The sequence below is a fragment of the Marivibrio halodurans genome (genome assembly GCF_017963645.1).
In the GTDB taxonomy this organism is placed as follows: domain Bacteria; phylum Pseudomonadota; class Alphaproteobacteria; order UBA8366; family Aestuariispiraceae; genus Marivibrio; species Marivibrio halodurans.
The window spans coordinates 958080-979804 of sequence record NZ_JAGMWN010000001.1; the positions used below are offsets into that span (position 1 = coordinate 958080).

Below are 21725 nucleotides of genomic sequence, written 5' to 3' on the forward strand. Positions count from 1 at the left end.
GGAGGAAACGCGATGAAACTGATACGAGGTGTCCTCGCCGCCGCCGTGCTTTCGGGCATGGCCTCGGCCCCCGCCATGGCCCAGGAGAACTGGACCATGACCACCGTCTGGCCCGCCTCGCTCGAACTCATCGAGATGGACCGGAAGTTCGTCGAACTCGCCAACAAGCTCGCCGGCGACGACCTCACCATCGAGTTCTTCGAGGGCGGCACGCTCGTCCCGTCGGGCGAGGTCTTCGGCGCGGTGGAATCGGGCACCATCCAGGCCGGTGGCGACTGGCCGGGCTACTGGGCCGGCCGCGACGCGGCGTTCTCCCCGCTCGCGACCCATGCCAGCCTGTTCAACGCCGTCGACTATGTGAACTGGATCCAGCAATGGGGCGGCCGCGAAATCTACAATGAGATTTACGGTCAGTTCGGCATGGTCTACCTGCCCTATGCCGTGACCAACAACGAATCGGGCTTCCGCACCAACGAGCCGATCCGCACGACGGAGGATCTTCAGGGCAAGCGGCTGCGTCTGTCCGGTCTCGAACAGGGCCGGCTGCTCGAAAAGCTCGGCGGCAGTCAGGTTTCCATGGCCGGTGGTGAAATCTACCAGGCGCTGGAGCGCGGCGTCATCGACGGGGCGGAGTTCTCCACCCCGAACGTCGATTTCTCCGGCGGCTTCCAGCAGGTCACGGACTACTGGGCGACGCCCGGCTGGCACCAGTCGTCCTCGGTCTTCGGCGTGATGATCAACAAGGACGCCTGGGACGCGCTCAGCGCGGAGACGCAGGAAAAGCTGCTGATCGCGGCGGACGCGACCATGCTGTGGTCCCTCGCCTTCACGGAGCGCCGCGCGAACGACGCCTATGGCAAGTTCCAGGACGCCGGTGTCGAGATCACCCGCTATGACGACGAGACGCTGGCGCGCATTCAGGAAATGGCCAACGCCACGATGGAGGAAGTCGCCTGCGAGAACCCCTCCTCCGCCAAGGTCTATCTCAGCCAGCTCGAATATCTCCAGGATTACGCGTCCTGGCGCGACGCGTCGGCCCCCTTCAATCTTGGGCGGACCCCGAACGGGCCGGATATCGAGAAGATCCGCGGCTGCGCCTCCGAATAAACGCCGCAACCGTCCGAGCGAAGGGCCGGCTTCAAGCCGGCCCTTCGTGCTTATCGCCCATGCTATTGGCGCGTTCCGCGCCGGCGGTCAGGCCAGATAACGCCCGCCGCCCGAGATCGCGATCACCGCGAGGCCGAGCGTCAGGTTGATCGTCACGATCGTCCTGATCTGGCCGAGATTACGGCCGGCCGCCGCCCAGTCCTGCCCATCGACCGCCCGGCGCATGCGCTTCCACGGCGCGAAGAACAGATGCGCGAACAGCAGGATCATGACGAAGGCGAGTCCGTTCATCAGATGGATGTGCATGCCCGCCCCGGCGAACCCGCCATAGACGGCGAAAAGCATCAGATAGCCGCTGCCCACCAGCGTCGCGATAACCGCCCATACCCAGGGAAAGAACTTGCCCAGCGTGCCCCGCATCAGGGTGAGCCGCGCCGGCGGCTCCAGCGCCCCCAGATTGGGCCGCAGGCACATATGCAGCAGGAACATCCCCCCGACCCACAGGGTCGCGGCGATCAGATGCAGCGCGAGCGCGAGCGCGATCAGATAGATCATCGGTGAAACCTCCCTCGTCATATCAGGCGTCATGTCGGGCCAGGATGCCCGAATGCGAGGTCACCGCAAGACCGTGAGTCGCGTCCTATCCCCGCATGCGCGCCGCCGCCGGATCGAACAACGGCTCCGCCAGGATCGTGGCCCCCAGACGCGCGCCCAGCAGTTCGATCTCGTACCGGGCGCCGGGTTCCGCCGCCTCCGCCCGGACATAGCCCATGGCGACCGAGCGGTCCGCGTGATGGGCATAGCCGCCGGAGGTAACCCACCCCACGATATCCCCGCCCCGCCAGATCGGCTCGTCGCCGAAGACATCGCCGTCCACGGCCTCGACCGCCAGGGTGACCAATCGGCGCGCCGGCCCCTCCGCCTGTTCGCGCGCGGCGGCCTCGCGGCCGATGAAGTCATTCTTGGAAAGATCGACGAAGCGATCCATCCCGGCCTCGAAGGGGCCATAGACCGGGCGATATTCGCTCGCCCAGGAACCGAACCCCTTCTCCAGGCTGAGGGAACGCAGCGCGCGTCCACCGAAGAGACGGATATCGTCCTCCGCGCCCGCCGCCATCAAGGCGTCGAAGAGTTGAGCCTGATAGTCCGGCTTCACCCAGATCTCGTAGCCCAGATCGCCGGTGAAGCTGACCCGGCCGACCAGGGCCGGAATCAGGCCCAACTCCATCTCCTTGATATCCATGAAGCGGAAGGCGGCGTTGGAGACATCCGCCTCCGTCACCCGGGCCAGCACATCACGCGCCTTCGGCCCCGCGATCGAGAGGCCGACGAGGCCGAGCCCCAGCGCGCGGATCGAAACGCCGCTTTCCGGCAGATGCCGCTCGAACCAGCGCATGTGATACTGCTCCGCCACGCCGGTGCCGAAGATATGGAAACGCTCCGCCTCCAGCTTCGCGACGGTGAAGTCGCCGATCAGCTTTCCCGCCTCGTTCAGCATCGGGGCGAGCGTCATGCGCCCCGCCTTCGGCAGGCTGTTGGCCAGCATGCGGGACAGCCACGCCTCCGCCTCCGGCCCCGTCACCTCGTACTTCGCGAAGCTCGAAATCTCGCACAGGCCGACGCCGCCGCGCACCGCCGCGCACTCCCCCTTGACCACCGGGAAGGCGTTGGAGCGCTTGAAGGTCACATCCTCCCGCGCCTCCATCCCCTCCGGCGCGAACCAAAGCGGCACCTCGAGCCCGAAGGACGCGCCGAAGACCGCGCCATGCGCCTTCATCCGGTCATAGACCGGCGTCTTGCGCAGGTCCCGGGCGGCGGGCAGTTCCTCGTTCGGATAGCGGATACGGAAACGGCGGGAGTAATTCTCGCGCACCTTGGCTTCGGTATAGGCCATGCCCGCCCAATCGCCATAGCGCGCGACATCCATGCCCCAGACATCCAGGCCCGGGTCGCCCTCCGTCATCCAGTTGGCGAGCGCCAGGCCGACGCCGCCGCCCTGGCTGAAGCCCGCCATCACAGCGCAGGCGGTCCAGTAGTTCCTGAGGCCCCGCACCGGCCCGACAAGCGGGTTTCCGTCGGGCGCGAAGGTGAAGGGACCGTTGATGATCTGCTTGATGCCGGCTTCCTGGAAGGCGGGGAAATGCTCGAACCCGACCTCCAGCGACGGCGCGATGCGATCCAGGTCCGGGGCCAGCAGTTCGTGGCCGAAATCCCAGGGCGTCTCCTTGCGCGACCAAGGCTTGCCGGCGCGTTCATAGGTCCCCATCAACATGCCACCGCGTTCCTGGCGCATATAGATCTCGCCCTCGAAATCGACGGCGTGCAGGACCTCCTTGCCGGTGCGCTCGTTGATCTCCTTCACCTGGGGCATGTCCTCGGTCAGGATATACATATGCTCCATGGCCAGCAGCGGCAGGTCGAGGCCGACCATCCGCCCGCATTCCCGTGCCCAGAGGCCGCCGGCATTGACCACATGCTCCGCATGGATCGTGCCTTGCTCCGTCACCACGTCCCAGCTTCCGTCCGGGCGCTGTTGCAGGTCCATCACGCGGTTGCGCAGATAGATTTCCGCCCCCTGCACCCGCGCCGCCTTGGCATAGGCATGCGTCGTGCCGGAGGGGTCGAGATGCCCTTCCAGCGGGCTGTAGAGCGCGCCCTTGAAGCAGGATGGGTCCATCAGCGGGAAATGCTCCGCCGCCTCCTCCGGCGAGATCAACTCGCAATCGATGCCGAGAAGCTTTTCCTTCGCCCGCATCATCCGGAGGAAGTCGAGGCGGTCCTCCGTGCCGGCCAGCAGCACGCCGCCCGTCAGATGGAAGCCGCAGGACTGGCCGGAAATCTCCTCGATCTCCTTATAGAGGCCGATCGTATATTGCTGCAGCTTCGCGACATTGGGGTCACCGTTGATGGTGTGGAAACCGCCAGCCGCGTGCCAGGTGGAGCCGCTGGTAAGCTCCGAGCGCTCGATCAGCACCACGTCCTTCCAGCCCGCCTTGGTCAGGTGATAGAGGACGCTGCATCCGACGACACCGCCACCGATCACCGCAACCTGAACATCGCTCTTCATCGCCGGAAACCCCGCTCGCTCTAAACCGTGGAAATGAGCGGCAAGGTCGCACCATGCGGACACGCCTAAGCTTCCGTCCGCGACGCCAATTGGCCGGATTCAACCGGCCCTTCCTAGTGGATGGCGGCGTGCAGGATCTTGGCGGCGGTGGCCTCCTCGCGCGGGAAATCGGCGACGATCGTGCCGCTCTTGGCCACGAGGACACGGTCGGACAGGTCGAGAATCTCCGGCAGATAGGAGGAAATCAGGATTACGCCCGCCCCGCCCGCCGCGAAATCGCGCACGATCTGGCGGATTTCGGCGATGGCGCCGACATCGACGCCGCGCGTCGGCTCGTCGAAGATGACCAGCCTGGGTTCCTGCACCAGGGACTTGGCGATCACCACCTTCTGCTGATTGCCGCCGGAGAGATAGAGTACCGATTGATCCGCGCCAATGCTGCGGATCGACAATCTGTCCTCCCATTGCCCGGCCAGACGGCGCATCCGGCGCAGCGGCGCCAGGATCCGGCCGCGCCCAAACTTGGCGAGCCAGCCGAGCCCGATATTCTCGCGCGCGCTCATGGTCTCGAAGAACCCGTCGAGCTTCCGGTCCTCGCTGACATAGGCAATCCCGTCGCGCACCGCCTGGGCGGGCAGGTTGTAACGGACCTCCCGCCCGTCGAGCCATATGCGCCCACCACCGAAATTGCGCTTGGTATGGCCGAGAATGACCTTGGCCACCTCGCTCCGCCCGGAGCCGATCAAGCCAGCGATGCCCGTGATCTCCCCGGGGAAGACGGAGAAGGACATGTTGTTCACCATCGCGCCCATGCGCACATTCTCCACCTGCAGGACCGGCAGGGCCGCGGCGGTCCGTGGGCGGGCAGCGGCGGGGCGTTCGGTCTCCAGCAACTCCTCGCCGATCATGTGGTGGATCAGGCGCTCGCGGTCGAAATCCACGGCCGGGCCGGTCACCATGAGGCGCCCGTTGCGCAGTACGGAAATCCGGTCGGCATGGGTCAACGCCTCTTCCAGCGCGTGGGAGATGAAGATCATCGCCACGCCGTTCCGTTGAAGCGTCTTCATCAGATCGAAGAGATGATCCGTCTCCTCCGGCGTGAGGGCGGCCGTCGGCTCGTCCAGGATGATGACCCGCGCCTCGTTGAGGACGGCGCGCGCGATTTCCACCATCTGGCGCTTGGCGGTGGAGAGCGAGCCGGCCAGTTGCGAGGGATCGACCTTGAAGTTCAGGCGTTGCAGCACTTGCCGCGCGGCATTGCGCACCTTGCGCACGGAATTGAAGGGCCGCTCGCGGCCCAGCACCATGTTCTGCGCGACGGTCAATTGCGGAACCAGACTGGTTTCCTGATAGACCATGGAAATGCCGCGCCGGGTCGCGTCCTTCGGCGTGGCGAGGCCGACCACCTCGCCATCGATGCGAAGCCTCCCTTCCGACGGCGCGACGACCCCGGCGATCAGCTTGCAAAGCGTTGACTTGCCCGCGCCGTTCTCGCCGACCAGGGCATGGATCTCCCCCGGATAAAGGGTGAAATCGGCCGCCGAGAGCGCCGCGATACCGCCATAGGTCTTGGTCGCCTTCTCCAGGCCGATGATCGGTTCGGATGTCATGGCCCTACCTTCTCCGGCCCCAGATTAAGAAGCTCCGCGCTGCCCGTGCTGACGGCGATCAGATCGCCGTTCCACGGTATCGCGTCCGTCACCGCGTGACGGTACCCGTTCGCGCGCGAATGGGCCGAGGCGACCGGCATCATCGCCGCGTCCAATTCGATCACGAGACCGTAGGAGAAGGACGGCGCCCAGGGCTTCACCTCCCCGAACAGCCGCGTCGCGCCGAGCTCGATCGGGAAATCGTGACTGAATTCCGGGTTGGCCCGGGGCGATATCCAGTAATGGGGATCGATCGTCGCCTTCATCTCGGCGATGAAGGCCGTCTCGGTCTTCAGGAACTCGATCAAAGGATCGCGCCGCGCGAGGCAGGCCAGCAGATAGCCCGTCCCCATCGGCCGGACCCGCCCGAGATAGCCGGGAAAGCCCGCGCGGCGCACGACGCCGTCGAGACCGAGCAGACGCGCGCGTTCGAGCTCGCTGACGACAAGCCCCCCCTCGGCATCGCGGCACAACCCCATCGGACAATGCAGGTCCGCGCGCAGCGTCGTCGCGCCGCCGTCGCGCGTCAGCGCCACGACGCGGCCGCGCGCCGCCTCCTCCCACGGGGCGCGGGAGAGCACGTCCTGACCGGCGCCATAGCCGCAATCGACCAGCGCGATCTCCTCCTCCGAGAGGAACAGGCAATCGACGATGGAGACGAGGTCGACCGGCGGCGCCCAGCCAAGAAGGCTTCGCCCCGCCGCGTCGCGCACGGAAAGCCCCCCACCCGCGAGCCCGATGGCGACCCGCCCGCCCGGCGAGACGGCGAGCGCCGTCACCGGCGCCGGAAGCTCCGCCCAGGGCGCGGGCGTTTCGCCCCACCGCGCGAGCGTCAGGACCCGACACCCGCTGGAGACCAGCAACCGCCCGTCTTCCGCGCACGCCAGCGCTCCCGGTGCGTCCACGGCGATGGCGTCCGCCCGGTCGAGCCGGCCGTTCGGGCCAAGCACCCCTTCCAGCGTCATCGCGGGCGGCGGCTTGCGATTGAGCCGTGCGAACATCGGACTACCCCTCCCTGCCCCAATAGCTGTCGGTGCCGGTCCAGCCCGGATCGGCGCCGGTCAGCGCGTAGCGCCCGATCTTGTCGTTGGTGACGCCGCCCAGATAGAGCGCGCCGCGATGCTCGCGCATCGAGGTGATCATGTAGAGCGGCCCATCCGGCGCGTCCCACAGCGCATCCACGATCCGGCCCGCGGCGTCGATCTTGAGCACGCCGCCGATATTGAGATTACCGAAAAGCCAGTTCGTCGGCGGCACCCGCCGCGCCATCCGGCGGCGCAGGCCCGGATGGCGCATGGCCCGGTCCATGACCGGATTGCGCATCCCGGCGAGCGCGATCCAGTAGCCGCCGTCGGAGGCGCGGTTGATATTGTCCGGATAGCCCGGCAGTCCGCTGACGAGGACACGTGGCGGCGCCGACATATCCGCCAGATCGAAGATGAGGATGGAACAGGCCCAGGTGCTCGCCACCAGAAGATACTTCCCGTCATGGGTCACGCAGACGCCGTTCGGGAAGACCAGGTGGTCGCGTACGGTGCGCGTCCGGCCGGTACGCGAATCGAAGCCGAGCAACCGGCCGTTCGGCCGCCCCTCCAGCAGGTCGAGACCCCAATTCTCCATGTCGTAGCGCTTGGTCGCGTCGGTGAAGTAGATCGTACCGTCCGGCGCGATATCCAGATCGTCCGCCATGCGGATGGTACTGTCGTCCTGGACGCTTAGAAGGCCGCGATCGGTCTGGTCCGCCAGCAACTCGACCGCGCCGTCCGGCCCGACCCGCAGCAGCCCCATGCCGGCGACGCAGGTGACGAGCCGGCCCTCGCGGTCGAAGGCGAGGCCGAGCGGCCGCCCACCGATCCTGGCATGCACCGCGACCTCCGAATAATCGGGCGGGTCGAAGCGCAGAATGCGGCCGTCGCGGGTCCCGCAATAGAGCCGGTCTTCCGCGTCCAGGATGACGTCCTCCGGACCGTCGATCTTGCCGGCGGCCAGGATTTCCGCCGATCGCAGCTTCGCCTCGATCTCGTCCGGCATGAAGCCCTCCACGCCCCGAACGGGGTCGAGGGAGAAGCGCGCCGGATCGAGATAAGTCGAGGCCAGCAGACGATGCCGATGCTTGCGGAACTTCACGTCGATCGCCAGGATCAGGATGATGATCGCGCCCATGGCGAGTTGGACGAAATCCCCCCTGAAACCGGCATTGATCATCGCATTGTTCAGGATATAGATCGTCGCGAAGCCGATCAGCACCGGCACGACCGCGCCCCGCCCCGGCACGAACCCGCCGAGCCCGACGACGAGCGCCGTCAGCACGAAGAACTCCATCCCGATGCCGGTATCCGCGCCGATGCTGTTCTGGCGCGCGGCGAACATGAACCCGGCCAGGCCCACGATCGTCCCACCCAGGATATAAGCGAGAAGGATCGTCAGCTTGACCTGGATGCCGCCATGGCGCGCCGCCTTGCGATTGCCGCCGACCGCCAGCACATGCCAGCCGAAGCGCGACTGACGGAACATGAAGAAGACGCAGATCGCGACCGTCAGCAGCACCCAGAACCCGACCGGCATGGTCAGGAACCGTTCGAAGCCGATCCAGTCCCAGACCGCGTCGATGCGGGCACTGGTGGATATCTCGACCAGCTTCGCCTGCGACGCGAGGGTGAAGAGCCCCCGGGTCGCGATCATCGTCGCCAATGTCGTGAGCAACGCCCCGCAGCCGATCAGGCCGGCGAGCGTCCCGTTTACCACGCCGACCGCCGCGCCGGCGAGCAGGCTGGCCGCCAGCACCATCGGCACCGGCAAGCCCAATATATGAAAGCAATAAAGCGCCACGAAGGCCGACATCGCGAAGTTCGATCCGACCGAAAGATCGATACCGCCGACCGCGACGACGATCAGCAACGCCAGCACGACCAACCCGCCATCGCCCGAATATTGGGCCAGATTGCGCAGATTGGCCGCGTCGAAATAGCCCTGCGTCGTCGCCAGCACGCCGATGATGACGCACAGCAGGGCGAGGAAGGGAATCGCGCTCTCGACCCAGCCGCGCGACAGGACATCGGCCAGGATGCGACGGGGCGAGAGCACGAAGCGCGGTATCCGCTGCTTCGGCAGGCTGTCGAAATCGAACCGGACGGACATGGGACGCCTTCCAACTCTTCCAAGAACGCGATCGCGGGCGAGTGAGGGCGGCGCGCGGGGCCTTGTCGGAAGCTCCGCGCGCCGCCCCGATCGCGCTACCGGATCACATGCTCCAGCATTGACGGCGGTCGAAGCCGTCCCCGGCCTTGATGATCTTCATCGGCGACTCGATCTCCAGCATCGAGCCGTCGGCCGCCGCGCCGCCTTGCAGCAGGATGTCGATCATCGTGCCGGCGTCACGGCCCTGGCCGTCGGCGTCATAGCTCCACACGCGGTCGAGGACCGCGTTCTCGATCGCCTCGCAGGCGACGCTCTCGCCGCCGCCGGTGGCATAGACCAACACGTCATCCTGCTTCCCGGCGTCCTTGACCGCGTTGCCGGCCCCCATGGTGTGGACATCCCAATGGCCGAAGATGGCGCACAGGTCCGGGTGCTGCTGCAACACGGTGGCGGTGATCTGGCGCGCCTTCTCCGGCTCCCAGTCGGAGGCCTGGTTGGAGACGACCTCGATCTCCGGATGCGCGTCGAAGACGGCGAAGGAGGCCTCGTTCATGATCACGCTGTCGGCCGCGGTAAGCTGCCCCGGAATGATCGCGACCTTGCCCGACTTGCCGCTGCCCTCGCCGCATTCCTTCACGATATCCTCGGCCACCTCGCGGCCGATGCGCTTCCAATTGGCGCCGACGAAGGCGCTGGAGGGGCGGTTGGATTGCAGGTTGATCTGCAGGACCTTGATGCCCTCCGATTCCGCCTGTTGGATCTGGCGGGCCAGAAGTTGGACGGTCGGGTTGTGGACGACCAGGACATCGGGCTTCTCGCTGATCGCCTTGGCCAGCAGTTCCGACATGGCGCCCGTGTTGAAGGCGGCATCGCGGATATCGAGGCTGTAGCCGTAGATCTCCGCGTGCTGGCGCATGCGCCGCACCCAGCCCTCGGTCAGCGATATGCCCATCGAGATCGGCACGAAGATCACCTTCTTGCCCGCGATATCGCTGTCCGCACGGGCGGGAGCGCCCACGGCCAGCGCCACGCACCCGCCCAACGCGGCCGCCATCACGGCCGCGCGAATGGTTCTTCCGAGTGAACGCAACATGGTTTCCTCCTCTGTTTCGTTGCACGGGTTAGAGATCACCGGCGGTGTCCGTCTCCGTGTCCCTGGGGTTGAGGTAGTTATCGAGGACGATCGCGATGATCAGGACGAAGCCCTTGATCACGTCCTGCATCTGCGTGGTGACGTTCATCAACGTCATGCCGTTGCGCAGCACCGCGATCAGCGCCACGCCCACGATGATGTTGCGCACCCCGCCGCGTCCGCCGCGCAAGGGGATGCCGCCCAGCACGACGACCAGGATCACCTCGAACAGCAGGCTGCCGTTGGTGACGGTGCGGAAATCCACCGTGCCGCTGGCCGCCGCGGTGACGAGCCCCGCGAAGAGCGCCATCAGCGCCGCGAAGACATAGACGACGATGGTCGTCGTGCGCACCGGCAGCCCCCCGAGGCGGGCCGCCTGGAAATTATCGCCCATGGCGTAGATCGTCCGGCCGGCCGCGGAATAGCGCAGCAGGAAACCGGTCGCGACCAGCGCCGCGACCATCAACGCCACGGGCGCGGGGACGCCCGGCAGGATATCACCCGACAGCAGCACCACCGCCGGATTCGACTTGGGCAGGAGCAGCAGGAACTCCCCCCCGAGCACCGCGTAGCGAACGAGCCCCGTCACGAACATGGCGGACGCCAGCGTCGCCAGCATCGCCGGAATCTCGACATAGGCGATCAGCCAGGCGTTCGCGCATCCGACCAACGCCATCGCGCCGACGGCGAGCAACAACGCCTCCGGCCCACCGACACCGGCATTGATCAGGATGCTGAAGGTGGTGGCGCCCGCTACCATCTCCGCGATCAAGGCCAATTCCAGCCCGCGCGAGACGATGACGACCGCCATCCCGCAACTCAGGATCACCAGCGAGGCGGAATTGGAGAGAACCACGCCCAGATTGCCGGGCGTCGCGAACCCCTCGATCCCGATCGCGAACAGCACGAACAGGGCGGCCGTCACCGCCATGACGACAAGCTCCAGCAGGTTCCTGCGCCGCCCACCCCTGTCCTTGGTCGCGAAACCGATCGCCATGGCCCTACCTCACGCGGCGCCGGCACGCACGGCGCGCGCGGCGAGTTTCCCGGCCTGATCGAAGGCGTTCTCCACGGCCCGCGCGCCGGCGGGGTCGCATATCGCATCGAAGCGCGCCGCCACGGCCTCCGGTGTCAGTTCATCGTCCGGCAGATGGATACCCTCGCCCTCGGTCACATGAACCCGCGCGAAGGTTCCCGCCCCGGCGGCCATGGCGAAGCGCGACGGAGCCGCGCCGCTCACCAGGAACAACGCGCCCGCCGCCACCCGCTCCGGCGCCAGCAGCCGAGCCGCCTCCGGGTCGAGCAGACCGTCGGTCATCCGGGTCGCCGCGCTCGGCAGGATCATGTTGACGCGGATGCCGTCGCGTTCCCCTTCCAATTGCAGGCAATTCATCAGCCCCAGCATCGCCGCCTTGGCCGCGCCGTAGTTGGATTGGCCGAAATTGCCGTAGAGGCCGGACGAGGAGGAGGTCAGCAGGATGCGGCCATAGCCGCAGTCGCGCATCGGCTGCCACACCGCCTTGCAGAGATTGACGGAGCCCATCAGATGCACCTCGACCACCCGCCGGAAGTCGTCGAGCGCCATCTTCGCGAAGGTCTTGTCGCGCAGGATGCCGGCATTGTTGAGGGCGATATCGATCCGGCCGTGCGCGTCGAGCACCCGGTCCACCATGGCCGACACCGCGTCGAAGTCGCTGACATCGACCTCATGCGCCTCGGCCGCGCCGCCGGTGGCGCGGATCTGGGCGGCGGTCGTCGCCCCCTCCCCGCCCAGATCCGCGATGACCACCCGGGCGCCGCGCGCGGCCAGCGCCTCGGCATAGGCGCGCCCCAACCCGCGCGCCCCGCCGGTGACGATCGCGACCTGATTTTCGAACGAGATGGACATCGATAAAGGCTCCTAGAACTGCGCGGGTTGCTTGGTGCGGAAGGCTTCGAGACCCTTGGCGAGATCCTTGCCGTCGACATGCAGCGCGAAACGGTCCAGCTCCGCGCGGACGCGTTCGGCCCGGCCGGGCGCGCCGGCGCCGCCACCGATCAGGGTCTTGATATGGCCGATCGCCTCCGGGCTGCGGCCGGCGATCTCGCGCGCGATCCCGCGCGCCTTTTCCATCAGGGTGGCCGGCGGCACCACGTCGTTGACGAGGCCCCAATCCATCAGCGTCCCGGCATCGAGCAGCCCGGCGGTATAGAAAAGCTGCGCGGCGTGGGAGGGCGAGAGCCGTTCGCGCAGGCGCACCGTGGCGCCACCGGCCGGTACGATGCCGTACTGGGCGTGACCGTCGCCGATCCGCGCCCCTTCGGCCGCGACGACGATGTCGCAGCAGAGCAGCAATTCCAGCCCGCCGGCCACCGCGAATCCGTTGATCGCGGCGATCACCGGAACGGGGATATCCTCGACCCGTTGCAGGATATCCTGATTGTCGCGGAGATATGTCAGCAGCGTGTTCTTGTCGGCGCGCAGAGCCCGCTCGAACTCGATTAGGTCGCCCCCGGCGGAGAAAGCCCGACCCGTGCCGGTGAGGATCACCGCGCGGACATCGGAGCGGGCCTCCAACGCGTCGATCCGCCGGGCAAGCGCGGTCATCATCGGCTGGGAGAGCGCGTTCAACGCCTTCGGCCGGGCGAGCGTCACCGTCGCGATGCCGTCCGATATGTCGAGTGTCACGGGTTCGTCGGTCATTCGCTCCTCCCCGGCTGGATGTCCCCGGCCTGGACTTCCCCGGCCTCGACTTCGTAACTTTGCGGCAACGGCGCGAGGGTTTCGGCCAATAAGGCGAGCGTTTCGGCCGTCGCCCCCGTCACGCGCACCGTCACCCGCGCGCGCCCCTGCCCGTCCTGGCCGACCGCGACGCGGGCCCGCGCGCCGGGCCCGCAATGCGCGGCGACCTCCAGGCGCACCTTCTCCTCGATCGCGCGCTCGCGCAGGCTCGGCTTGAAGATCTTGCCGACCGCCGTAACGGGAAGTTCATCGATGAGAAGGATGCTTTTCGGCAGCGCCGGCCGCTCGTGGATATGCGCTTCCAGATGGCGGCGCAGGGCATCGATCGCGAGCGTCATGCCCGGCTCGGGCACGACGAAGAGGGCCGCCACCTCGCCCGCATATTGGTCGGGCATGCCGACGGCGGCGCTGATCCGCACGCCGTCGAACTGATTCGCCACGTCCTCGATCGCGGCGGGGTCGATATTATGGCCGCCCCGCACGATCAAATCCTTCGCCCGCCCGGTCAGGACGAGGCGCTGATCCGGCGTCAGATAGCCGATATCGCCCGTATTGAGCCACCCGTCCGCCTCCAGCGCGCCGACGTCATGGGCCGGGTCCAGATAACCCGGAAAGACCTGGGGGCCGCGCACCTGGACGAGGCCGCTCTCGTTCGACGCGCACGCCGTCGGTGCCTCCGCGTCGAGACGCAGGATGCGAATCTCGGAATAGGGTGCGCGGAAACCGACACTGCCCGCGACCGGCTCCCCCCGCCCCGGGTTGAAGGCGATGGCCGCCGCCGTCTCCGTCATGCCGTAGGTCTCGAAGATGCGGATACCGGTCGTCCGTTCGAATCGGGCGCCCACCGCCTTGGGCAACAGGGCGCCGCCCGTCACCGCCATGCGCACGCCCGCCGCCGTCCCCGCCTTCTCCTCCCTGGACCACATCTCCCTGGGCCATGTCTCGGCGAAGGCGGCGATGGAGGTCGGCACGCCGCTCACCACCGTCGCCCGATGGTGGCGCACGATGTCCCAATAGCGCGCCACCACCGCCGGTCGGCGCAACGCATAGGGCGAGGGCACGACCACATGCCCCCCGGCCGCCAGCACCGACAAGCCGACCGTCATGGTCCCGCCGACATGGAAGAAGGGGAAGCCGTTGATCACGACATCGCCCTCGTCATAGCCGAAGACCTGGGCGAAGCCGAAGGCCGCGTGAATCTGATTTCCGTGCGTGAGGCGCACCAGTTTCGGCCGACCGGTCGTCCCACCGGTATGGAACAACGCGCAGACGGTGTCGCGATCGGCCCGGGGGGCAAAGGTGAGCACCCCGCCGTCATGGCCGCGCAGCGCCTCGGCCAATGTCGTGACGCCGGGAGACGCCGGCGCATCGCCGATCACGACCACCCGGCGCAGGCTCGGCACGCGCTCCAGCGCGCCACGCGCCTTCTCCCAGCATTCGGCGTCGAGATCGGCGGCGGGGATGACCAGCACGGTCGCGGCTTGCGCGTCGAGCAGATCGAACAGCGCCTCCCGGTTCAGCAGATAATTGAGCGTGCTGGCCACGCCCGCGATCTGCGCGCCGAGGAGAAGCGCCGGCATCTCGGGCAGCGTCGGCGTCAGGAAGGCGGTTACCCGCTCCCCCGGCGGCACGCCCGACGCGCGCTGCAGGGCGTCGAACATATTGGCGGCGCGGGTCGCCTGCCAAAGCAACTGACGGTGCGTCAGGGCCGCGCCGATATCCGACAGGTCCTCCGAGCGCATGACGGTGAGCGCCATGGCATCGCCGCACCGCGCGGCCGTCGCGCGCAGCAGGTCATGAAGCGTCCGCGCCGGCACCATGTCGTCATAGGGCGCGGCCTCTATCGCCTCGATATCCGCGATCGCGCGCACCGGGCGTACCGGGCGCGTGGTCCTGGGTGGGGCATCGGACGAAGTCCCGGACGTGGTTTTGGTGTCGCCCGCCATCAGTGCACCGCCGCGTACATGATGGTTTCCTCGTCGGCGCTGTCGCCCGCGAATTCCTCGACGATGCGGCCCTGGCGGCAGACCAGGATACGGTCGGAAAGTTGCAGCACCTCCGGCAGGTAGGAGGAGATCACCATCACCGCGATGCCCTCGTCGGCGAGCCGGTTGATAAGTTGGTGGATCTCCGCGATGGCGCCGACATCGACGCCCCGCGTCGGCTCGTCGAAGATGACGAGCCTGGGCTTCTGCACCAGGGCCTTGGCAACCACCACCTTCTGCTGATTGCCGCCGGACAGTTCGATCACCCGCGCGTCGCCGTTGATCGCCCGAACATTCAGGGCGCCGATCCACGTATCCGCGATCTCCTTCATCTCGCGCAGGCTGATCACGCGTGACCGGGACCGCCCGCCCGCGACGGCGGAGAGATGGATGTTCTCCGCGATCGACATGGTCTCGAAGAAGCCTTCCAGCTTGCGGTCCTCGGTCACGTAGACGATGCCGTCGCGCACCGCCGGGCGCGGCACGCGATAGCGCACCGGCCGCCCGTCGAGTCGCACCTGACCGCCGTGGAATGTGTCGCGCTTCATCACCCCGGCGACGACCTTGGCCGCCTCCGTTCGGCCGGAGCCGATCAAGCCGAAGACGCCCGTGATTTGGCCGGAAAAGACGGAGAAGGAGGTGTTCTTCACCGCCTTGCCCATGGAGAGGTTCTGGACGCTCAGCACCTTCTCCCGCGCTTCCCGTGGAGAACGGCGCGCGCGCGCGCCATAGAGTTCATCCGACAGCGACCGCCCGACCATCGCGCGCACGATGCTCTCGCGGTCGAAGCGCGCGGCCTCGTCGCTCACCACATGCTCCCCGTCGCGCATGACCGTGATGCGGTCGGCGATCGCGAGCGCTTCCTCCAACGCGTGGGAGATGAAGATGATCGACACGCCGCGCGCGCGCAGTCGATCGACCAGCGAGAAGAACTGGTGCTTCTCCTCCGGCGTCAGGGTCGCCGTCGGCTCATCGAAGATGATGACATTCGCGTTGTGATGAACGGCGCGCGCGATCTCCACCATCTGCTTCTGACCGGCGCCGAGGCTAGAGACCAGGGCCATCGGATCGACATCGAAATTCAACGATTGCAGGAACTGCTGACCGGCGATGTAGATGCCGCGCAGGCGGTGGAAGAAACGTTTGTCGGCGAGATAGAGATTCTGCGCGACGGTGAGCGAGGGCACGAGGCTGGTTTCCTGATAGACCATCGCGATGCCGTGTCGCAGCGCCTCCGCCGGCGTCGACAGGACCGTCGCGCGCCCGTCCAGGAGAACTTCCCCGGCGGTCGGCGTCACGACGCCCGCCAGCATCTTGGTGAGGGTCGATTTCCCGGCCCCGTTCTCGCCGACCAGCGCATGGACCTCGCCGCGATGCAGCGTGAAGGTGACGTCCTTGACCGCGGGCACGCCGCGATATTCCTTCGTGCCGTTCCTGAGTTCGAGTATCGGCGTCATCGCCCGCCTCCCCGTCGATCCGCGCCGACACGCACCACCACCCCGTCGCCGCGCGCCGCCACGAGGAGGCCGCCCGCCGCCGGCTCGGCGATGGCCGTGACGCCGTGCGTCGCGCCGTCGGCGCGGCTGTGCAGGCTGGAACGCGGTTGAAAATCGCCGTCGAGCTTCACGCACAGCCCGAAGGACATGGTCGGCGCCCAGGGCTTCAGGATGCCCAGATGCTTGACGCCGCCGCCCTGCAACGGCTCGTGAAAGCTGCGGCCGGCGCGCAGCTTGGGCACGATCCAATAGGGGCGCGGCACCTCCGCCACCATGCGCGCGCGATAGGCGGGCTCGCGCAGCACGAACTCGATGAGCTGACTGCGCGGCGCGAAGACCGAAAGCCAATGGCCGCCGCCGGCGGCCGCCACGATCCGCCCCGGATAGCCGGGCATGTCGTGATAAAGCACCGTCCGCCCGTGCGGAGCGTTGGGATCGATGGCGACGAGACGGTGGCGCCAAGCTTCCGAGAAGACGAGCCGGCCGCCGTCATGAACGAGCCCGGCCGGATAGCCGAGACCATAGGCGAGCCGGTCGCGCGCGCCGGTCGCCAGATCCACCCGCCAGATCTCGCCAGAAGACCCGTGTCCCAGCAGATCGTGCTGCCAATCGGCCCGCGCGTGCCGGGTCGACCCGACCGCGACATGAAGCGTGGCGCCCGAGGCCGCCATCGCCGTGATGCACCGCCCCCGCGCGCCGAGGGCGACGCGCCGTCCGGCGAAGGCCCCGCCCTCGACCAGGATATCGCCGCCTTCCAGGGCGAGCGCGAGGCCGCCATCCGCGAGCGCCGCGAGCGCCAGGATATCGGCGTCATGGCGGGCGCGCGGCGCCCAAGCGCCGTCCGCGCTCAACTCGTGCAGCACCCTGCCGGCCGAGGCGACCGGCGTGCCCTCCAGGACCGCCAGATCGTCGACATCGGCGAGCGGCATGCGCGCGGCCGCCTCGTCCAGGGCGCGGTTCGGGCGCAAGGCACCGTCCAGCGCCGGCACGGTGACCGCCGCCTCGCCCCGGCCCAGCAGATTGTCCCATCCGCGTATCAGGGGCCCGATCATGCGTCCCCCCAATAGGACCGCGTCCCCGTCCATGTCGCGTCGGCACCGTCCAGCCGCAGACGGCCGATACGGTTGTTGAAGATACCGCCGATATAGAGATGCCCCTTATGCTCGCGCATCGAGGTGATCATCGGATGGTTCTCCCCCCCGAAGTCCCAGAGGGTCTCCAGGATGGTCCCCGCCTCGTCGAAGCGGACGATGCAGCCGGTATTGATGTTGGGATAGAGCCACTCGTCCGGCGCGGTGCGGCGCGCCATGCGCTTTCGGAAACCGGGCATCCTGAGCGCGAGATCGAGCGAGGGCGTCCGCATCCCGACCAGCGCCAGCCAGTAGGTCCCGTCGGACGCGCGGTTGATATTGTCGGGGAAACCGGGGAGGTCGGGGATAACCGGCTCGACCGTCCCGGCCCGCGGCCCATCGAAGTAATAGCGGCTGACTCGCGCGCCCCAGGTTTCCGCGAACAGGAACGACCGCCCGTCATGGGTCATGCAGATGCCGTTCGGAAAGACCAGGTTCTTGAGCACGGTGCGCGTCGTGCCCGTATTCGGATCGAAGCAGATGATCCGGCCGTTACCGCGCGATTCCAGGCAATCCACCGGCCAGTCGTGCATCTCATAGCGGATCGTCGCCTCGCTAAAGAAGATCCGGCCATCCGGCGCGATATCCAGATCGTCGGCGAGCCGCAGCCGTGAATCGTCGATCACCGAGAACAGGGACCGGTTGGTCTCGTCCGTCAGCTTCTCGATGCTTCGATCGGGGCGCACGGCGTAGAGCCCCATGCCGCCGACGCAGCAGATCAGCGAACCGTTCCGCGCGAAGGCGAGACCGAGTGGCCGCCCGCCGATATGGACATAGACCTCCTGCCGCGCATAGTCGGGCGCCAGGAAACGAACGATGTCGCCCGTCCGGTTGCCGGTATAGATATTGTCCGCGTCATCGAGAATCACGTCCTCCGGCCCGTCGATCCGGTCGAGGCCGATCCGCTCCACCGGCCGCAGCCGGTCGTTGAGGGCGTAGGGCAAGCCCTCCCCCATGCCGGGCGGGGGCGGCAGGGCGGCGTAGGTCGGGGAGACATAGACTTCCGACAGCAGCTTGTGCCGGTTCTTCAGCCAGCGCACGTCGATCGCCACGGCGAGCAGCAGGACAAAGCCCAGCAGCAACGAATTCGCGCCGCTGGTGATGCCGAGGCGGACCAGACTGTTCACCATCAGCATGACGGTGATGGAGCCGATCACCGCCTTCGCGGCCGAGCCCCGGCCACCGCCCAGGCTGTTGCCGCCCAGCACGGCCGCCGTCAGCGCCGCGATCTCCAACCCGATGCCGGTATCCGCGCCCGCCCCGCCGAGACGCGAGGCGAAGAGCAACCCGGCGAGCGCGCTGAGCGTGCCCGAGACGATATAGGTCGTGCAGATAACGCGGCGCACCGGAATGCCGACATTATAGGCCGAACGCCGCGAGCCGCCGGTCGCCATGACATGCCATCCGACCCGGGTGCGGCTCAGCACCAGATGCAGCAATATCGCGATCACCCCGGTGACGATGACGCTGAGGGGAATCCCCAGAAAATAGCCTTCGCCGAGGAAGAACCAGGCATCCGAATCCGGAAAAACGGCCGCGATGCGCACGGAATATGTCAACAACAGCATATCGACAACGGCGCGCACGATGATCAACGTCACCAGCGTCGTCAGGAAGGCGCGCAGCCGCAGATAGCCGACCAGCACGCCGTTCACCAGGCCGACCGCCGCCCCGCACAGGAGCGTCCCGATCACCACCGCCGGCACCGGCAGTCCCGCGACGTTCATGAGCGCCAGCGCCACGATATTGCCGAGCGCGAAGGTCGAACCGACGCTGAGGTCGATACCGCCACCGACCATCACGATCATCAGCGCCAGGACGAGGAGACCGAACTCCCCCCATTGCCGGGCAAGATTGCCGACGCTGGCCGCGGTGAAGAAATCGGGGATAGCGGACCCGAAGGTCGCGATCACGACAAGCAGGATGAGGACCGGAATGGCGTTGTCGATCCACCGCTTGGCGAGCAATTCGCCCAGCACATGGTCCGGCACAATCCGGTAACGCCACCGTGTAACGGTCTCGGAGACGGACATCGGGGAAGGCTCCGCGCTCTATAAACACGCAAGAAAGGGAGGCGATGCGGACCGCCGCGACGGCCCGCATCGCCGAGGGGAAGCACCTACCGATCCAGCGTCCAGCAGGAGCCGGGGGTCATGTTTTCCTTGGTCAGGAAGGTAAGCGGCGAGAAGAGCGTGGTCTTCGCCGCCCCCGGCTCGGGCTGGTTCTGGAACAGCCGCATGACCGTCATCGAGATATCGCGCGCCTGACCCGGCACGTCATAGCTGACGACCTCCGAATAGGTGCCTTTCTCCAAGCCGTCGCAGGCCGACTGATTGCCGCCGCCGGAGGTGATCAGATAGACGTCCTTGCCGGCCTCCTTGATCGCGGCCCCGGTGCCGATGTCCATGACATCCCAGAAGCCAACGATGCCGCAGAGATCCGGGTGCTGCTGCAACACGGTCGCGGCGATGTTCTTCGCCTTGGTCGCGTCCCAGTCGGCGGCCTGGTTCGAGACCACCCGCATGTCGGGATTCGCCTCGAGGACGTTGTTGATCCCCTTCATCTGGTAGGCGCTGGCGGCAGCCGTCAGAACCCCCTGAACAATCGCGATCTTGCCGTTGCCGCCATTGGCGGGACCGCACCGGTCGATCAGCTTTCGCGCCATCCGCTCGCCCATGCTGACATAGTCCGCGCCGACGAAGGCGTCGGTCGAGTAGCTGGAGTTCATGTTGACCTGCACCACGTAGATGCCGGCCTGCTCCGCCTTCCTCAAAAGACGGGCGTAGGACTGCACATCGGGGTTATGCACGACGATGGCATCCGGCTTTTCCGAAAGCAGGGAAGTGATCGCTTGGGCGCCCGCGTCGGTGCTCCAATTCGGATCGCGAATCTCGACCGTGATACCGAAAGGTTCCAGGGTCTCCCGCATGCCGGCGGCCCATCCCTCCGTCAGATCGAGGCCCATCGCGACGGGCACGAAAACGACCGTCTTGCCCTCCATCGCCTGATAGAAGGGCGCGCGCGTGGGATCGTCGATACCCTGGGCGTTACCCGGGGCGCTTGCCCCCGCGAGGCCGGTGGCGGCCCCGATCGCGAGCGTGGCGGCGACGGCCGCCGATTTCAGGATACGCATGTCATTCCTCCCGGTTTTCTAAGATTTTTCACGGTTTGGTCAGATGTCCCCCTGTTGGGCGGTCTGCTCGTCGCGGGGGTTCAGGAATGTGTCGATCACAATGGCGGAGAGCAGAATCATGCCCTTGATGACGTTCTGGACCGTGTACTGGATGTTCATGATCGTCATGCCGTTGAGCAGGATTCCGATCAGCAGGGTCCCGACGACGACGTTCCGGATTCCGCCCCGCCCGCCGGACAGGCCGATCCCGCCGAGCACCACGACGAGGATCACGTCATAGACGTAGGTCGAGTTGGCGACGCGGGTGTTCATGCTGGCGACGGACGCGGCCGTGACGATGCCGGCGACATAGCCGATCGAGGCCGACAGCATGTATTGCAGCACGATGGTCGGGCGGGCCGGTACGCCGGCGATCCGGGCCGCCGCCAGATTGTCCCCCACCGCGCGCAGATAGCGCCCCGTCCGGGTGTAGCGCAGGAAGAGATAGCCGACGAGACAGACCGCCGCGAAGAGGAAGATCGGCACCGGCACGCCCGCGAGCGAGCCCTGGCCAAGCCACACCAGATAGCGCGCCTCGTCCGGCAGATAGACGACATCGAGGTCGAACAGGAAATAGCGACCGAAGCCGTAGATCAGCGTCCCCATGGCGAGCGTCGCGAAGATCGCGGGAATTTCCACGAAGGCGATCAACACGCCGGTGATCATCCCGCCGATCAGGCTGAATCCGAGACCGATCGCGGCCGCTTGGACGAAATCCATCCCCGTCGCGGCGAGTTGCAGGGCCCAGGCGACCGACACCGCCATCAGGGCCACCAGCGACAGATCGATGCCGCGGCCAATGACCACCAGCCCCATCGCGACGCCGAGCATGCCAAGGATTGATACGCTTCGAACCAGGTTGAGCAGATTGTCGGCGCTCAGGAACCCGGGCAATGCGAGCGCGAACACGGCGCACAGAAGCACTGCGAGCGCGAATACGATCTGCTCCTGGGTCAAGCGCCCCATCACGCTCATGCCATCCTCCCCAACGCGATATTTTTAGTGCGATCACAGATCACGGATCGGTAATGTGGAGGATATGAGGAACGGCGCGTTCGAATCTTTCGCGTTGGCGCAGATTTCTTTTCTGAGAGTGCAGAGGGGCCGCTTCGGTGTTGAATATCCGT

General features: G+C 66.9%; 16 protein-coding genes. 1 reads left to right on the forward strand and 15 read right to left on the reverse strand.

Going from position 1 to position 21725, the window contains the following annotated elements; all coding sequences use genetic code 11:
* Positions 1-12: 12 nt before the first annotated feature.
* On the forward strand, positions 13-1107 hold the full coding sequence (dctP, locus tag KAJ83_RS04275; protein ID WP_210680749.1) for a TRAP transporter substrate-binding protein DctP: 1095 nt from the start codon (positions 13-15) through the stop codon (positions 1105-1107).
* Between the two features lie 87 nt (positions 1108-1194).
* On the opposite strand, the gene KAJ83_RS04280 is transcribed toward dctP, so the two are convergent.
* From KAJ83_RS04280 to KAJ83_RS04350, 15 genes are all read right to left on the reverse strand, one after another.
* Entirely contained in the window at positions 1195-1662 is a 468-nt protein-coding gene (locus KAJ83_RS04280) for a CopD family protein (RefSeq protein ID WP_210680750.1), read from the reverse strand.
* Between the two features lie 85 nt (positions 1663-1747).
* Positions 1748-4174, reverse strand: coding sequence for a GcvT family protein (locus tag KAJ83_RS04285; protein ID WP_210680751.1), 2427 nt, complete (start codon positions 4172-4174; stop codon positions 1748-1750).
* A gap of 113 nt (positions 4175-4287) precedes the next feature.
* Entirely contained in the window at positions 4288-5784 is a 1497-nt protein-coding gene (locus tag KAJ83_RS04290; protein ID WP_210680752.1) for a sugar ABC transporter ATP-binding protein, read from the reverse strand.
* Positions 5781-6824: a hypothetical protein gene (locus KAJ83_RS04295; protein WP_210680753.1), complete on the reverse strand. Its 1044-nt coding sequence runs from the start codon at positions 6822-6824 to the stop codon at positions 5781-5783. Before KAJ83_RS04295 ends, KAJ83_RS04290 begins: the two co-directional genes overlap by 4 nt.
* Before the next feature lie 4 nt (positions 6825-6828).
* Positions 6829-8961, reverse strand: coding sequence for an ABC transporter permease (locus KAJ83_RS04300; RefSeq protein WP_210680754.1), 2133 nt, complete (start codon positions 8959-8961; stop codon positions 6829-6831).
* 103 nt (positions 8962-9064) lie between these two features.
* Complete coding sequence (locus KAJ83_RS04305) at positions 9065-10054, reverse strand: sugar ABC transporter substrate-binding protein (RefSeq protein ID WP_210680755.1); 990 nt, start codon at positions 10052-10054, stop codon at positions 9065-9067.
* A 28-nt stretch (positions 10055-10082) separates the two neighbouring features.
* Complete coding sequence (locus KAJ83_RS04310; RefSeq protein ID WP_210680756.1) at positions 10083-11090, reverse strand: ABC transporter permease; 1008 nt, start codon at positions 11088-11090, stop codon at positions 10083-10085.
* A gap of 9 nt (positions 11091-11099) precedes the next feature.
* Positions 11100-11981 (reverse strand): SDR family NAD(P)-dependent oxidoreductase, encoded by an 882-nt coding sequence (locus KAJ83_RS04315; protein WP_210680757.1) that lies wholly within the window; start codon positions 11979-11981, stop codon positions 11100-11102.
* A 12-nt stretch (positions 11982-11993) separates the two neighbouring features.
* Positions 11994-12776, reverse strand: a complete 783-nt coding sequence (locus KAJ83_RS04320) for an enoyl-CoA hydratase/isomerase family protein (RefSeq protein ID WP_210680758.1) — start codon at positions 12774-12776, stop codon at positions 11994-11996.
* Positions 12773-14761, reverse strand: coding sequence for an AMP-binding protein (locus KAJ83_RS04325; protein WP_210680759.1), 1989 nt, complete (start codon positions 14759-14761; stop codon positions 12773-12775). Before KAJ83_RS04325 ends, KAJ83_RS04320 begins: the two co-directional genes overlap by 4 nt.
* Positions 14761-16257: a sugar ABC transporter ATP-binding protein gene (locus tag KAJ83_RS04330; protein ID WP_210680760.1), complete on the reverse strand. Its 1497-nt coding sequence runs from the start codon at positions 16255-16257 to the stop codon at positions 14761-14763. The genes KAJ83_RS04325 and KAJ83_RS04330 overlap by 1 nt, the downstream gene beginning before the upstream one ends.
* On the reverse strand, positions 16254-17348 hold the full coding sequence (locus KAJ83_RS04335) for an SMP-30/gluconolactonase/LRE family protein (RefSeq protein ID WP_210680761.1): 1095 nt from the start codon (positions 17346-17348) through the stop codon (positions 16254-16256). Before KAJ83_RS04335 ends, KAJ83_RS04330 begins: the two co-directional genes overlap by 4 nt.
* On the reverse strand, positions 17345-19459 hold the full coding sequence (locus KAJ83_RS04340) for an ABC transporter permease (protein WP_210680762.1): 2115 nt from the start codon (positions 19457-19459) through the stop codon (positions 17345-17347). Before KAJ83_RS04340 ends, KAJ83_RS04335 begins: the two co-directional genes overlap by 4 nt.
* Before the next feature lie 86 nt (positions 19460-19545).
* Positions 19546-20559 (reverse strand): sugar ABC transporter substrate-binding protein, encoded by a 1014-nt coding sequence (locus tag KAJ83_RS04345; protein ID WP_210680763.1) that lies wholly within the window; start codon positions 20557-20559, stop codon positions 19546-19548.
* 39 nt (positions 20560-20598) lie between these two features.
* Complete coding sequence (locus tag KAJ83_RS04350) at positions 20599-21573, reverse strand: ABC transporter permease (protein WP_210680764.1); 975 nt, start codon at positions 21571-21573, stop codon at positions 20599-20601.
* Between the last annotated feature and the right edge of the window lie 152 nt (positions 21574-21725).

What these genes read in the sequence shown, in the direction of transcription:
- KAJ83_RS04335 (WP_210680761.1), bottom strand. Translation starts at nt 17,348, where the DNA reads ATGATCGGGCCCCTGATACGCGGATGGGACAATCTGCTGGGCCGGGGC.
- KAJ83_RS04340 (WP_210680762.1), bottom strand. Translation starts at nt 19,459, where the DNA reads ATGTCCGTCTCCGAGACCGTTACACGGTGGCGTTACCGGATTGTGCCG.
- KAJ83_RS04290 (WP_210680752.1), bottom strand. Translation starts at nt 5,784, where the DNA reads ATGACATCCGAACCGATCATCGGCCTGGAGAAGGCGACCAAGACCTAT.
- KAJ83_RS04305 (WP_210680755.1), bottom strand. Translation starts at nt 10,054, where the DNA reads ATGTTGCGTTCACTCGGAAGAACCATTCGCGCGGCCGTGATGGCGGCC.
- KAJ83_RS04315 (WP_210680757.1), bottom strand. Translation starts at nt 11,981, where the DNA reads ATGTCCATCTCGTTCGAAAATCAGGTCGCGATCGTCACCGGCGGGGCG.
- KAJ83_RS04345 (WP_210680763.1), bottom strand. Translation starts at nt 20,559, where the DNA reads ATGCGTATCCTGAAATCGGCGGCCGTCGCCGCCACGCTCGCGATCGGG.
- KAJ83_RS04325 (WP_210680759.1), bottom strand. Translation starts at nt 14,761, where the DNA reads ATGGCGGGCGACACCAAAACCACGTCCGGGACTTCGTCCGATGCCCCA.
- KAJ83_RS04310 (WP_210680756.1), bottom strand. Translation starts at nt 11,090, where the DNA reads ATGGCGATCGGTTTCGCGACCAAGGACAGGGGTGGGCGGCGCAGGAAC.
- KAJ83_RS04300 (WP_210680754.1), bottom strand. Translation starts at nt 8,961, where the DNA reads ATGTCCGTCCGGTTCGATTTCGACAGCCTGCCGAAGCAGCGGATACCG.
- KAJ83_RS04350 (WP_210680764.1), bottom strand. Translation starts at nt 21,573, where the DNA reads ATGAGCGTGATGGGGCGCTTGACCCAGGAGCAGATCGTATTCGCGCTC.
- KAJ83_RS04285 (WP_210680751.1), bottom strand. Translation starts at nt 4,174, where the DNA reads ATGAAGAGCGATGTTCAGGTTGCGGTGATCGGTGGCGGTGTCGTCGGA.
- KAJ83_RS04320 (WP_210680758.1), bottom strand. Translation starts at nt 12,776, where the DNA reads ATGACCGACGAACCCGTGACACTCGACATATCGGACGGCATCGCGACG.
- KAJ83_RS04280 (WP_210680750.1), bottom strand. Translation starts at nt 1,662, where the DNA reads ATGATCTATCTGATCGCGCTCGCGCTCGCGCTGCATCTGATCGCCGCG.
- KAJ83_RS04330 (WP_210680760.1), bottom strand. Translation starts at nt 16,257, where the DNA reads ATGACGCCGATACTCGAACTCAGGAACGGCACGAAGGAATATCGCGGC.
- dctP (WP_210680749.1), top strand. Translation starts at nt 13, where the DNA reads ATGAAACTGATACGAGGTGTCCTCGCCGCCGCCGTGCTTTCGGGCATG.
- KAJ83_RS04295 (WP_210680753.1), bottom strand. Translation starts at nt 6,824, where the DNA reads ATGTTCGCACGGCTCAATCGCAAGCCGCCGCCCGCGATGACGCTGGAA.